At 68.1% G+C, this 11,475-nt stretch carries 12 protein-coding genes; 6 read left to right on the forward strand and 6 right to left on the reverse strand.

Annotation, left to right across the window (positions count from 1 at the left end; all coding sequences use genetic code 11):
• Positions 1 to 20 precede the first annotated feature (20 nt).
• From V8J36_RS02885 to V8J36_RS02895, 3 genes are read right to left on the reverse strand one after another with little or no spacing between them, the layout of a single operon-like run.
• Positions 21 to 1,046, reverse strand: a complete 1,026-nt coding sequence (locus V8J36_RS02885) for a dipeptidase (protein ID WP_336465737.1) — start codon at positions 1,044 to 1,046, stop codon at positions 21 to 23.
• A complete protein-coding gene (locus V8J36_RS02890) occupies positions 1,046 to 1,663 on the reverse strand; it encodes a 2-hydroxychromene-2-carboxylate isomerase (RefSeq protein ID WP_336465738.1) in 618 nt (205 codons plus the stop codon). The genes V8J36_RS02885 and V8J36_RS02890 overlap by 1 nt, the downstream gene beginning before the upstream one ends.
• Entirely contained in the window at positions 1,656 to 3,098 is a 1,443-nt protein-coding gene (locus V8J36_RS02895) for an NAD(P)/FAD-dependent oxidoreductase (RefSeq protein ID WP_336465739.1), read from the reverse strand. The genes V8J36_RS02890 and V8J36_RS02895 overlap by 8 nt, the downstream gene beginning before the upstream one ends.
• 317 nt (positions 3,099 to 3,415) lie before the next feature.
• Between V8J36_RS02895 and V8J36_RS02900 the strand changes: the two genes are divergently transcribed.
• Complete coding sequence (locus V8J36_RS02900; RefSeq protein WP_336465740.1) at positions 3,416 to 4,291, forward strand: 3-hydroxybutyryl-CoA dehydrogenase; 876 nt, start codon at positions 3,416 to 3,418, stop codon at positions 4,289 to 4,291.
• Here V8J36_RS02900 and V8J36_RS02905 read toward each other — a convergent pair.
• From V8J36_RS02905 to V8J36_RS02915, 3 genes are all read right to left on the reverse strand, one after another.
• Complete coding sequence (locus V8J36_RS02905) at positions 4,258 to 4,716, reverse strand: NUDIX hydrolase (RefSeq protein ID WP_336465741.1); 459 nt, start codon at positions 4,714 to 4,716, stop codon at positions 4,258 to 4,260. The two genes, V8J36_RS02900 and V8J36_RS02905, sit on opposite strands and share 34 nt — an antisense overlap.
• Complete coding sequence (gene ispH, locus V8J36_RS02910) at positions 4,713 to 5,675, reverse strand: 4-hydroxy-3-methylbut-2-enyl diphosphate reductase (protein ID WP_336465742.1); 963 nt, start codon at positions 5,673 to 5,675, stop codon at positions 4,713 to 4,715. The genes V8J36_RS02905 and ispH overlap by 4 nt, the downstream gene beginning before the upstream one ends.
• Before the next feature lie 249 nt (positions 5,676 to 5,924).
• Complete coding sequence (locus V8J36_RS02915) at positions 5,925 to 6,497, reverse strand: LabA-like NYN domain-containing protein (protein ID WP_336465743.1); 573 nt, start codon at positions 6,495 to 6,497, stop codon at positions 5,925 to 5,927.
• Between the two features lie 121 nt (positions 6,498 to 6,618).
• Here V8J36_RS02915 and folK point away from each other — a divergent pair, with 121 nt between their 5' ends.
• The 5 genes from folK (at position 6,619) to V8J36_RS02940 (ending at position 11,417) form a co-directional block, all read left to right on the forward strand.
• A complete protein-coding gene (folK, locus tag V8J36_RS02920; protein ID WP_336465744.1) occupies positions 6,619 to 7,224 on the forward strand; it encodes a 2-amino-4-hydroxy-6-hydroxymethyldihydropteridine diphosphokinase in 606 nt (201 codons plus the stop codon).
• A gap of 99 nt (positions 7,225 to 7,323) precedes the next feature.
• Positions 7,324 to 7,686 carry a DNA-directed RNA polymerase subunit omega gene (gene rpoZ, locus V8J36_RS02925; RefSeq protein WP_336465745.1) on the forward strand — a complete coding sequence of 121 codons (363 nt, stop codon included), beginning with the start codon at positions 7,324 to 7,326 and terminating at the stop codon, positions 7,684 to 7,686.
• A 55-nt stretch (positions 7,687 to 7,741) separates the two neighbouring features.
• Positions 7,742 to 9,859 carry a RelA/SpoT family protein gene (locus V8J36_RS02930; protein WP_336465746.1) on the forward strand — a complete coding sequence of 706 codons (2,118 nt, stop codon included), beginning with the start codon at positions 7,742 to 7,744 and terminating at the stop codon, positions 9,857 to 9,859.
• Between the two features lie 27 nt (positions 9,860 to 9,886).
• Entirely contained in the window at positions 9,887 to 10,567 is a 681-nt protein-coding gene (locus V8J36_RS02935) for a DUF2062 domain-containing protein (RefSeq protein ID WP_336465747.1), read from the forward strand.
• A gap of 97 nt (positions 10,568 to 10,664) precedes the next feature.
• On the forward strand, positions 10,665 to 11,417 hold the full coding sequence (locus V8J36_RS02940) for a pyridoxine 5'-phosphate synthase (protein WP_336465748.1): 753 nt from the start codon (positions 10,665 to 10,667) through the stop codon (positions 11,415 to 11,417).
• Positions 11,418 to 11,475: the final 58 nt, after the last annotated feature.

Genomic DNA, 11,475 nt, shown 5'->3' on the forward strand with positions numbered 1-11,475 from the left:
TTGCTCCTATGGGATCGCCGTCAGGCGGAAGGTTTCCAGGTCTTGTCGAAGAGCGAGAGCCAGTTGCCGCCCAGGATCTTCGTCACATTGTCCTCGCCCCAGCCGCGCGCGAGCATGCGGGCGGTCATGTTGGGCATGTCGGTCATCCGCCGGATGCCGGCGGGCTTGTTGATCTTCACGCTGCCGAATTCGGTCAGCTTGCGGGCGGTGCCCTTGTCCTTGTTGGCGTAGAGCAGCCAGGGAGAGGGCCGCGGCCGGTCGAGCGAGAAGTCGGTGCCGATGCCGACATGGTCGAAGCCTATGAGGTCGATCACATGCTCCATTGCGTCGATGACATGCTCGACCGTGGCGTCGTTGCCGGCGGCGAGGCCCGGCGCGAAGAGCGAGATCCCGACCAGCCCGCCCTTTTCGGCGCAGGCCACGAACAAATCGTCGTTCTTGTTGCGCTTCACGTCGTGCAGCGCGCGCGGCAGGATGTGGCTGATGCAGACCGGGGCCTTGGAATAGGCGATGGTGTCGGCCGAGGTCTTGTCGCCGACATGGCTGAGGTCGATCAGGATGCCCAGGCGGTTCATCTCGTCCACGACCTCGCGGCCGAAGCCGGTCAGGCCCGAGTCATGCTCTTCCAGATAGCCGGCACCCGAGTAGTTCTGGGTGTTGTAGGTCAGCTGCATGATGTTGACGCCCAGATCCTTGAAGATCTCGACGTAATCGAGCTTGTCCTCCAGCGGCGAGGTGTTCTGCCAGCCGAGGATGATCCCGGTCTTGCCCTCGCGCTTCGCCGCCTCGATGTCGGCGACGCTGCGCACCGGGCGCAGGATGTCCGAATTCTCGCGCAGGAAGTGCTTCCACATCGACACGTAGTCGATGCCTTCCTTGAAGTTCTCCCACAGCACGGTCGAGACGTTGACGGCGGTGATGCCGCCCGCGCGCATCTCTTCGAAGATCGGGCGCCCCCAGAGCGAGGTCTGCAGCCCGTCGACGACGATGGCGCGGTCGTGCAGGGCCTGTGCCTCGGGCGGAACGGTCCAGACGTGATCTTCCATCACAGGGTCTCCTTCTGCTTGGCCGCCGCGAGCGCGCGGGCCACGAAGTCCAGCCGGTCCTGTCCCCAGAACAGCTCGTCGTTGAACACGTAGGTCGGCGTGCCGAAGATGCCGCGCGCCTCGGCCTCGGCGAGGTTGGCCTGCCAGTCGGCGATGATGTCGGCCTCTTGCGGGTCCTTGACCAACGCCGCGCCCGCCGCGCCGACGGTCTTCAGCGCCAGCTCTTTCAGCGTGTCCAGATCGGCGATGTCGCGATCCTCGGCCCAGAGCGCGCGCTGGATCGCGAACGAGAACCCGGTCGCGTCAATGCCCGCCTTCTGCACCGCGATCACCGCCTGCGCCGCGGTCTCGATCGTGCGGCAGGGGTAGAACTTCGGCTTGAGGTTCAGCGGGATGCCCAGATGCTCGCGCCAGCGGCGCAGCTCGGTCTCGTGGTAGCGCTGGCGGTAGTCGGGGCGGGTGCGCAGCGGGATGCCGCCGTTCGCCTCGATGATCCGGATCGGACGCAGCACCAGTTTCGCGCCGGCCTCGCGGGCGATGGCCACCATCCGCTCGGCCCCGAAATAGGCCCAGGGAGAGGAGATGCCGTAGAAGGCCTGAAGCACGGGCTCAGACATGGGTAGGTTCCTCGAGATCGGCGTCGGTCCACTCGTCGCCCAGCAGCTCGGGCGTTTCGAAGGCGCGGAACCGGCCTAGGTGAAGCTCTGCGTCCTCGACGAAGAGCGAACGGGCGATCCCCTGCGCTAGGCGCGTCGCGCCATCGCTGATCGCGGGCACGCCGCTGGTGATCTTTCCGTGGGTGGGCACCGCCGGGTAGGCGAAGCAATGGATGTGGCCGACATTGTCGCCCTCGGCCTTCGGCAGGAATTCGAAGGCGGGGCCGAGGTAGGGCATCTGGCCGATGCCGGCATGCTCGCTGCCCGGGGCGGGGCGATGCGCATCGCGCCACAGCCGCACGCGGCCCGCCAGCGCCGCGAATTCGGGGCGCTCGGCCATGTCTGCCGAGAAGCCGGTGGCGAAGATCGCGAAATCGACCGGGTAGCGGCCCTTGGGCGTCACCACCGTGATGCCGCCGTTTTCCTCGACAAGCGCGTCGATCGGGCTGGACAGGTGGAAGCGCGCGCCGGCATGGCGGCTGACGCGCAGCACCGAATGGCGCGGCGGCGGGATCTGCGCCTGTTCGCCCTCGACCATGTAGGCCCATTTCACCGCGTCGGGCAGGCCCAGATAGCCTTGGGTCATGCCGGGAGAGCCGATGCCGGTGAACTTGTCGACCCGCGGGATATCGCGACGGCGCACGAAGATGTCGACCTGCGCCGCCCCGGCCTCGAGCGCGGCGGCGGCGTTGTCCATCGCCGAGGCCCCTGCCCCCACCACCGCGACCCGGCGGCCCTTCAGCGCGGCCATGTCGATCATGTCGGCCCCGTGGGCGACGAAGCGCGGATCGACGCTGCGCGCCACCGCCGGCAGCGACGGCGCCCCCAGCCCGTCGAGCCCGGTCGCGATCACCACCCGGCGGGCCCGCAGCGTCTCGGGCCCCTGCGGGCCCGCGATCTCGAGCCGCACCAGCGGGCCTTCGGGAACGACGGCGGTGACGCTGGTCTCGTTGACCACCGGCAGGTCGAGCACGCGGCGATACCAGACGAGGTAGTCCATCCACATCTCGCGCGGGGCGAGGGTCATCCGGGTCCAGGCGTCGCGGCCGAACTTCGCCTCGAACCAGGCGCGGAAGGTCAGCGAAGGCACGCCCAGCGCCGGGCCCGCGGCCTCCTTGCGGGTGCGCAGCGTCTCCATCCGGGCGAAGGTGACCCAGGGCCCCTCGCGCCCGGCCGGGGCACGGTCGAAGGCGCGGACGTTGTAGACGCCTAGCCGGCGCAGCGCCGCCAGCGTCACCAGCCCCATCACCCCGCCGCCGATCACCGCCACGTCGAGCACGCCCGGCTGCGGGACCATCCAGTCCTTCGCCGGCAGGTTCAGCCAGAGCAGGTCCTCGGCCAGGCGGTCTTCCAGGGCGGAAAGCGTGTCGGGAATCATCGGGGTCACTCGGGTCATCGCACTTACCCTGTTGTATGTCATTTTCGGATCATTAGCGTCTCAATTTTCCAAAAAAGAAAAATAGCCCCCGCCATCGCGGTCGAGCGCAATGATTGTGCGCCTTTTCGCCGCAAAACGCGAAAAATCCGGCGGCGGGCGAACGCTTCGGGGGATTTCGCCCACCGCCGCGGGCACCCGCCGGGCCGGGCGTGCGGGCGTGGTGACGTTGCGCCGGGTCGGCCGGGGGCGATGCCGCAGTGCCGCAGGCTTCTTGCCCGCGCCCGCGCCACTGCCTAGAGTCGCGGTCACACAAGGATCAGGCCTCGGGGAACGACATGGACATTCGGACGGTTGGCATCGTGGGCGCGGGCCAGATGGGCAACGGCATCGCGCATGTCTTCGCGCTGGCCGGCTTCGACGTGCTGATGAACGACATCTCGCGCGACAGCCTCGACAAGGCGCTGATCACCATCGACAAGAACCTTGAACGGCAGGTGAGCCGCGGCAAGGTCTCGGCCGAGGACAAGGCCGCCGCGCTGGCACGGATCAAGACGACGCTGACGCTGACCGACCTTGGCCAGACCGACCTGGTGATCGAGGCCGCGACCGAACGCGAGACGGTGAAGCAGGCGATCTTCGAGGATCTGGTCCCGCATCTGAAACCCGAGACGATCCTTACCTCGAACACCTCGTCGATCTCGATCACCCGTCTGGCCAGCCGCACCGACCGGCCCGAGAAGTTCATGGGTTTCCACTTCATGAACCCGGTGCCGGTGATGCAGCTGGTCGAGCTGATCCGCGGCATCGCCACCGACAAGGACACCTACGACTCGCTGCATGCGGTGGTGGCGAAGCTGGGCAAGACCGCGGCTTCGGCCGAGGATTTCCCGGCCTTCATCGTCAACCGCATCCTGATGCCGATGATCAACGAGGCGGTCTATACGCTCTACGAGGGCGTGGGGAACGTGAAGTCGATCGACGAGTCGATGAAGCTGGGCGCGAACCACCCGATGGGCCCGCTGGAGCTGGCCGATTTCATCGGGCTCGACACCTGCCTTGCGATCATGAACGTGCTGCATGACGGGCTGGCCGACACCAAGTACCGCCCCTGCCCGCTGCTGACGAAATATGTCGAGGCCGGCTGGCTGGGCCGCAAGTCGGGCCGCGGCTTCTACGACTATCGCGGCGAGGTGCCGGTTCCGACCCGCTGAGAGGCCGCGAAGGCGCGCACGATCTGCATCTGATGCGGGATCGTGCGCGGATCGTCATAAAAGGCGTCAAGCGGGCTCAGCTGCCAGAACTGGCCTTCGGGGCCGAAGCGGATCGCCGCAATCTCGGCCACCGTCAGATGCGCGCCGTAGTAATGGCCGGGCAGCGCGCCGGCCGCGCGGCGGTGGTGCCAGACCAGCCGCGCCGGCGGCAGGGCAAGGCCGAATTCCTCGTCAAGTTCGCGCAGGACGGTCTCGACCGGGGTTTCGTCGCCCTCGCGGCCGCCGCCGGGAAGATCCCAGCAGCCGGGCCAGGGCAGATGGTCGAAATCGTCGCGCAGATAGGTCAGCAACGCGCCGTCAGGGGCCAGCGCCACCAGCTTCGCGCCGGTGAAGGGCTGGCCGTCCCAAGCCTCGCCGGCGCTCACGCCGGTTCGCGCAGGGCGCGCGGCACCTTGAACTCGACGGTCTCGGTCGCGGTCTCGACGATTTCGACGGTCACGTCGAAACGGTCGCGGAAGGCCGCGATCACCTCGTTGACCAGCACCTCGGGCGCCGAGGCGCCGGCGGTGACGCCGACCGACCGGATCGCGCCCAGCGCCCGCCAGTCGATGTCGCCGGCGCGCTGCACGAGCTGCGAATAGGCACAGCCCGCGGCCGAGCCGACCTCGACCAGCCGGCGCGAGTTCGACGAGTTCGGGGCGCCGATCACCAGAAGCGCGTCGATCTTCGGCGCGATCGCCTTCACCGCCGCCTGCCGGTTGGTGGTGGCATAGCAGATGTCCTCGCGCGCGGGGCCAAGGATCGCGGGGAACCGCGCCTTCAGCGCCGCGACGATGCCCGCGGTGTCGTCGACCGAAAGCGTGGTCTGGGTGATGAAGGCCAGCTTCGTCTCATCCCGCGGAGCAAGGGTCGCCACGTCATCGACGGTTTCGACCAGCAGCACCTCGCCCTCTGGCAGCTGGCCCATGGTGCCCAGCGTCTCGGGGTGGCCGGCATGGCCGATCATCACCAGCTGCAGGCCGTTCTCGTGATGGCGTGCGGCCTCGTTGTGGACCTTGGTCACCAGCGGGCAGGTCGCATCGACATGGATCATGTTGCGGCGCAGCGCCTCGGCCGGGATCGCCTTGGGCACGCCATGGGCCGAGAAGATCACCGGGCGGTCGTCGGGGCAGTCGTCCAGTTCCTCGACGAAGACCGCGCCCTTGTCGCGCAGCCCGTCGACGACGAAGCGGTTGTGGACGATCTCGTGGCGCACATAGACCGGCGCGCCGTATCTCTCGAGCGCCATCTCGACGATCTTGATCGCGCGGTCGACGCCGGCGCAGAAGCCGCGCGGGGCCGCGAGATACAGCGTCAGCGGCGATTTCGGCTGGGCTTCGGTCATGGAAGGCTCCCGTTCAGTCCGGGACAGGCATAGGCGCTCGTCCCGCGCGGGTCCAGCCGCGCCGGACGAAAGATGGGGTCCGGGCCGGCTCGGGTCCAGCCATGGCGGGCAAAACGCCGGCACGATCTTCGCCGCACTCTTCGCCGGCCGCGCCGGCGTCCTTGCCGCCCCGGGGCGTCGCGGGTCCAGCCACGGCGCGCAGGGGGCGGTCGGTCCGGCGCGGGTCCAGCCGCGCCGGGCCATGTCGGGTCAATGCGTCGCGGCCGGAATTTCGTCGCGGGGCTGACGGTCTTCCCGCGGCGGGCGGCCGATGACTTCGCGAAGCTCGTCGAGCTCGATGAAGTTGTCGGCCTGGCGGCGCAGTTCGTCGGCAATCATCGGCGGCTGCGAACGGATGGTCGAGACGATCGACACCCGGACGCCCTGACGCTGCAGGCTTTCGACCAGCGGACGGAAATCGCCGTCGCCGGAGAAGAGCACGATGTGGTCGACGCGCGGCGCAAGCTCCATGGCATCGACGGTAAGCTCGATGTCCATGTTGCCCTTCACCTTCCGGCGACCCTGGCTGTCGGTGTATTCCTTCGCGGGCTTCGTCACCATGCTGAAGCCGTTGTAGTGAAGCCAGTCGACAAGCGGGCGAATCGGCGAATACTCGTCGTTCTCCAGCAGGGCCGTATAGTAGAACGCACGCAGCAGCTTGCCCCGGCGCATGAATTCCTGGCGCAGGAGCTTGTAGTCGATGTCAAACCCCAGCGCCTTCGCAGCCGCATAGAGATTTGATCCATCGATGAACAGCGCGAGCCGTTCGTCCTTGTAGAACATATATTTCCCTTTCAAACCGCTTCGCCGGCCCGGGGAGGAAAACAACATGTGCGCCGGAGTGGACGGGCACGGATATAATCATGAACAGCGAAGCGAAGTTTAAAAATAGAGGTTGTCAAGAATGTCGCAAGACACAACGCCGGCCGAGTGTGGCGGAATCGCGCCTATCGCGCTAGGGGCGAATCTGCCGGGCAGACTGGGCGCGCCAGAGGTCACTTTGCGGGCAGCCCTGACGGCCCTCGCACGCGATGTGGGCCTTGCCGCGGTCAGCCGATTCTGGCGCTCGCCGGCCTGGCCGCCGGGCAGCGGTCCCGACTATGTCAACGCCGCCGCGGTGCTGGCCCCGAAGGCGGCGCCCTCGGCCGCCGCCGCCCGGCGCCTGCTCGAGGTGCTGCACGCGGTCGAAGCCGATCTGGGCCGGGTGCGCGGGCAGCGCTGGGGGGCGCGGGTGATCGATCTCGACCTCGTGGGCTGGGGCGGATTGGTGCTGCCGGACGCGGCGGAACAGGCGCGCTGGCGCGCGCTGCCGCCCGACCGGCAGACGGAAGAAACCCCGCAGGACCTTATGCTTCCGCATCCGCGCCTGGCCGAGCGCGGCTTCGTGCTGCTGCCGCTGGCCGAGGTGGCGCCGGGCTGGCGCGATCCGGTGAGCGGCCGCACCGTGGCCGAGATGGCCGCCGCCCTGCCCGCCGCGGCCCGCGCCGGGCTGACCCCGCTTGCCGCCTGAATCCGCCCCGCGCCCTCGGGCCAAGGAAACTTGCTTGTCAATAGGGCGCGAAACCCTTACATACGCGATCTCATCTCCAAGCCCCGACAGGAGAAGCCCATGGCTCGCGTGACGGTAGAAGACTGCGTCGACAAGGTTCCGAACCGCTTCGAGCTGGTGATGCTCGCCGCGCACCGGGCCCGCGAGATCGCCTCGGGCTCGGGTCTGACCATCGACCGCGACAACGACAAGAACCCCGTCGTCAGCCTGCGCGAGATCGCGGAAGAGACGCAGGGCGCCGACGACCTGCGCGAGCGCATGATCGCCAGCTACCAGACCCAGATCGAGGTCGACGAGCCGGAAGAGGACTCGATGTCGCTGCTGATGGGCAGCGGCACCGTCGAGATGGACCGCCCCGTCGCCGACGACATGGACGAAGAGCGCCTGCTGCGCCAACTCATGGAAGCGCAAGGGCAGGAGTGACCGCCGGAAACGGCCGCGCCCGGACAGCCCCGGGCGCGCGGACCGCGAGAGCCAGATGATCGACGTCGAAGACCTGATCGCACTGGTCCGCAACTACAATCCCCGCACCGATGCGGAGCTGATCCGCAAGGCCTATGACTACGGCTTCAAGATGCACGACGGCCAGACGCGCCAGTCGGGCGAGGCCTATTTCACGCATCCCGTCGCGGTCGCCGCGATCCTGACCGAGATGCAGCTCGACGATGCGACCATCGTCACCGCCCTTCTGCACGACACGATCGAGGACACCCGCGCCTCGTGGAAGGAGATCGCGGGCAAGTTCGGCGAGGACATCGCCGAGATGGTCGACGGCGTCACCAAGCTGACGAACCTGCAGCTCAGCTCGTCCGAGACCAAGCAGGCCGAGAACTTCCGCAAGCTGTTCATGGCGATGTCCAAGGACCTGCGGGTGATCCTGGTCAAGCTGGCCGACCGGCTGCACAACATGCGCACGATCAAGTCGATGCGCCCGGAAAAGCAGGCGCAGAAGGCGCGCGAGACCATGGACATCTTCGCGCCGCTGGCCGGCCGGATGGGCATGCAGTGGATGCGCGAAGAGCTCGAGGACCTGTCGTTCAAGGTCCTGAACCCCGAGGCCCGCAACTCGATCATCCGCCGCTTCCTGATGCTGCAGCGCGAATCGGGCGACGCGATTGCCAAGATCTCGGGCGACATCCGGCTGGAGCTGGAGAAGGCGGGGATCGAGGCCGATGTCTTCGGCCGCGCGAAGAAGCCCTATTCGATCTGGCGCAAGATGCAGGAGAAGAGCCTCGCCTTCTCGCGCCTCAGCGACATCTACGGCTTCCGGGTGATCACCCGGAACGAGGCCGACTGCTACAAAGTGCTGGGCGCCGTCCACACCCGCTGGCGCGCGGTGCCGGGGCGGTTCAAGGACTACATCAGCCAGCCCAAGGCCAACGGCTACCGCTCGATCCACACCACGGTGTCGGGGCGCGACGGCAAGCGGGTCGAGGTGCAGATCCGCACGCGGCAGATGCACGAGGTCGCCGAGGCCGGCGTCGCCGCGCACTGGTCCTATCGCGACGGCAAGCTTGCCAAGAACCCCTTCGCCGTCGATCCGGCGAAGTGGATCAAGGCGATGACCGACCGTTTCGACGAGGGCGACCACGACGAGTTCCTCGAGAACGTGAAGCTCGAGATGTACACCGACCAGGTGTTCTGCTTCACGCCGAAGGGCGACGTGATCCAGTTGCCGAAGGGCGGCACGCCGCTGGACTTCGCCTATGCGATCCACACCCGGATCGGCAATTCCTGCGTCGGCGCCAAGGTCGACGGCATCCGGGTGCCGCTGTGGACGCGGCTGCGCAACGGCCAGTCCGTCGAGATCATCACCGCCGCCGGACAGCGCCCGCAGGCGACCTGGCTCGACATCGTTGTGACGGGCCGCGCCAAGGCCGCGATCCGCAAGTCGCTGCGCGAGGACGACCGCGAACGCTTCGTGAAGCTGGGACAGGAACTGGCGCGCGTCGCGTTCGAGCATGTGGGCCGCAAGCTGACCGACAAGGCGCTGCGCACCGCGGCAAAGACGCTGGGGCTGGCCGACGAATACGAGGTTCTGGCGCGCATCGGCTCGTCCGAGATCAGCGCGCGCGAGGTGATCGGCGCGATCTACCCGGAGCTTGCGATCCGCACCACCGAAGAGGTCGATGCCCAGCGCCCCGTCGCAGGCCTTGCCCCCGACCAGCCCTATCGCCGCGCGAACTGCTGCCAGCCGCTGCCGGGCGAGCGCATCGTCGGCATCACCTATCGCGGGCAGGGCCCGATCGTGCATGCGATCGACTGCCCGGCACTGGCCGAGTTCGAGGACCAGCCCGACCGCTGGATCGACCTGCACTGGAAGCCCGGCCGCCACCCGGCGGTGCACACGGTGTCTCTCAATCTCACCATCGCGAACGATGCCGGCGTTCTGGGGCGGATCTGCACCTTGATCGGCCAGCAGCGGGCGAATATCTCGGACCTGCATTTCATCGACCGCAAGTCGGACTTCTTCCGGCTGGTGGTCGAGGTGGATCTCAGGGATGTCGAGCACTTGCACATGATCCTGACCGCGCTCGAGGCGGAAAGCGACGTGGCCCAGGTCGAGCGCTGGCGCGACCTGTCGCGCAGGCCCTGAGCACAGCCGAGGCGGAACGGAACGGACATGGTCTTCAGACGGCGCACCCCGAAAACCTATGTCCAACGCGCGCAGGATGTCGTCTATCCCCGCGGCGGCTGGCTGAGGGCCGCGACCTACACCTGGTACCGGCTGCGCCGCCTGCCCGACCGGCCGCACCGCATTGCCCGCGGCGTCGGCGCGGGGATCTTCATCTCGTTCACGCCGCTCTTCGGCGCGCATTTCTTCGGGGGCGGGATCCTGGCCTGGATCATCGGCGGCAATGTGCTCGCCGCCCTAGTCGGCACCTTCGTCGGCAACCCGGTGACCTTCCCCTTCATCGCCTATGTCTCGATGCGGCTGGGCGGCTGGATGCTGGGCATCGATGCCGAGATGCGCTTCCACCGGCTGGTCGCCGCCTTCTCGCATGCCACGCAGGATCTGTGGGACAATTTCCTGGCGCTGTTCGCCGGCGAGGCGATGCATTGGTCGGGGCTGAAGCTCTTCTACGACAACGTCTTCCTGCCCTACATGCTGGGCGGTTGCGTGCTGGGGCTGATCGCGGCCGTGGCCGGGCACTACCTGACGCTGCCGGTCATCGCCGCCTACCAGAAGCGCCGCACCAAGAAGCTGCGCGAGCGGGCCGAGAAGCTGCGCGCCGCGGCCCGCACCCGCGCCGAGCTTGCCGCCGAGGCGTCGCCACCGCCCCCCGCACCCTTGGCGGACTGAACCCGCGAGCGATTGATGCAGGTACAATCGGGGGCCTTTTTCCCGGCCCGCCCGGCGTCTAGTCTGCGCCCCGTCACCTAGTCCCGGAGGTTTCAGGATGACCGCCCCCCTTGGCCGGCTGCGTCTCGGCGTCAACATCGACCATGTCGCCACCGTCCGGAACGCCCGCGGCTCGGCCTATCCCGATCCGGTGCGGGCGGCGAAGCTGGCGGAAGAGGCCGGGGCCGACGGCATCACCGCGCATCTGCGCGAGGATCGCCGCCACATCTCGGACCGCGACATCGAGCGGCTGATGGAGGCGCTGAGCCTGCCCCTTAACTTCGAGATGGCCGCGACCGAGGAGATGCAGGCGATCGCGCTGCGCCACCGGCCGCACGCGGTCTGCATCGTCCCCGAGAAGCGCGAGGAGCGCACGACCGAGGGCGGGCTAGAGGTGGCGCGCGAAGAGAACCGGCTGGCGCATTTCATCGCGCCGCTGCGCGATGCGGGCTGCCGGGTGTCGATCTTCATCGCCGCCGATGCCGCCCAGATCGAGGCGGCGGCCCGGATCGGGGCCGCGGTGGTCGAACTGCACACCGGCGCCTATTGCGACCACCATGCAGAGGGCGATTTCGCGGCCCGCGACGCCGAGCTGGCGCGGCTGCGCGAGATGTCGGCCTTCGCGCATTCGCTGGGGCTCGAGGTTCATGCCGGCCACGGCCTGACCTATGACACGGTCGCCCCGGTCGCGGCCTTCCCGGAGGTGATGGAGCTGAACATCGGCCATTTCCTGATCGGCGAGGCGATCTTCCGCGGCCTGCCCGCGGCGATCGGCGAAATGCGCCGGCTGATGGACGCGGCCCGGAGCTGACATGGCGGACGGGGGGCGCTGCCCCGGATGCTTGAGCGGGGGGCTCTGCCCCCCGGGC

The organism is Frigidibacter sp. MR17.14 (genome assembly GCF_037095735.1).
In the GTDB taxonomy this organism is placed as follows: Bacteria; Pseudomonadota; Alphaproteobacteria; order Rhodobacterales; family Rhodobacteraceae; genus Frigidibacter.

What these genes read in the sequence shown, in the direction of transcription:
- ispH (WP_336465742.1), bottom strand. Translation starts at nt 5,675, where the DNA reads ATGACCGAAGCCCAGCCGAAATCGCCGCTGACGCTGTATCTCGCGGCC.
- folK (WP_336465744.1), top strand. Translation starts at nt 6,619, where the DNA reads ATGTCGCAAGACACAACGCCGGCCGAGTGTGGCGGAATCGCGCCTATC.
- rpoZ (WP_336465745.1), top strand. Translation starts at nt 7,324, where the DNA reads ATGGCTCGCGTGACGGTAGAAGACTGCGTCGACAAGGTTCCGAACCGC.
- V8J36_RS02930 (WP_336465746.1), top strand. Translation starts at nt 7,742, where the DNA reads ATGATCGACGTCGAAGACCTGATCGCACTGGTCCGCAACTACAATCCC.
- V8J36_RS02940 (WP_336465748.1), top strand. Translation starts at nt 10,665, where the DNA reads ATGACCGCCCCCCTTGGCCGGCTGCGTCTCGGCGTCAACATCGACCAT.
- V8J36_RS02885 (WP_336465737.1), bottom strand. Translation starts at nt 1,046, where the DNA reads ATGGAAGATCACGTCTGGACCGTTCCGCCCGAGGCACAGGCCCTGCAC.
- V8J36_RS02900 (WP_336465740.1), top strand. Translation starts at nt 3,416, where the DNA reads ATGGACATTCGGACGGTTGGCATCGTGGGCGCGGGCCAGATGGGCAAC.
- V8J36_RS02935 (WP_336465747.1), top strand. Translation starts at nt 9,887, where the DNA reads ATGGTCTTCAGACGGCGCACCCCGAAAACCTATGTCCAACGCGCGCAG.
- V8J36_RS02890 (WP_336465738.1), bottom strand. Translation starts at nt 1,663, where the DNA reads ATGTCTGAGCCCGTGCTTCAGGCCTTCTACGGCATCTCCTCTCCCTGG.
- V8J36_RS02915 (WP_336465743.1), bottom strand. Translation starts at nt 6,497, where the DNA reads ATGTTCTACAAGGACGAACGGCTCGCGCTGTTCATCGATGGATCAAAT.
- V8J36_RS02895 (WP_336465739.1), bottom strand. Translation starts at nt 3,098, where the DNA reads ATGACCCGAGTGACCCCGATGATTCCCGACACGCTTTCCGCCCTGGAA.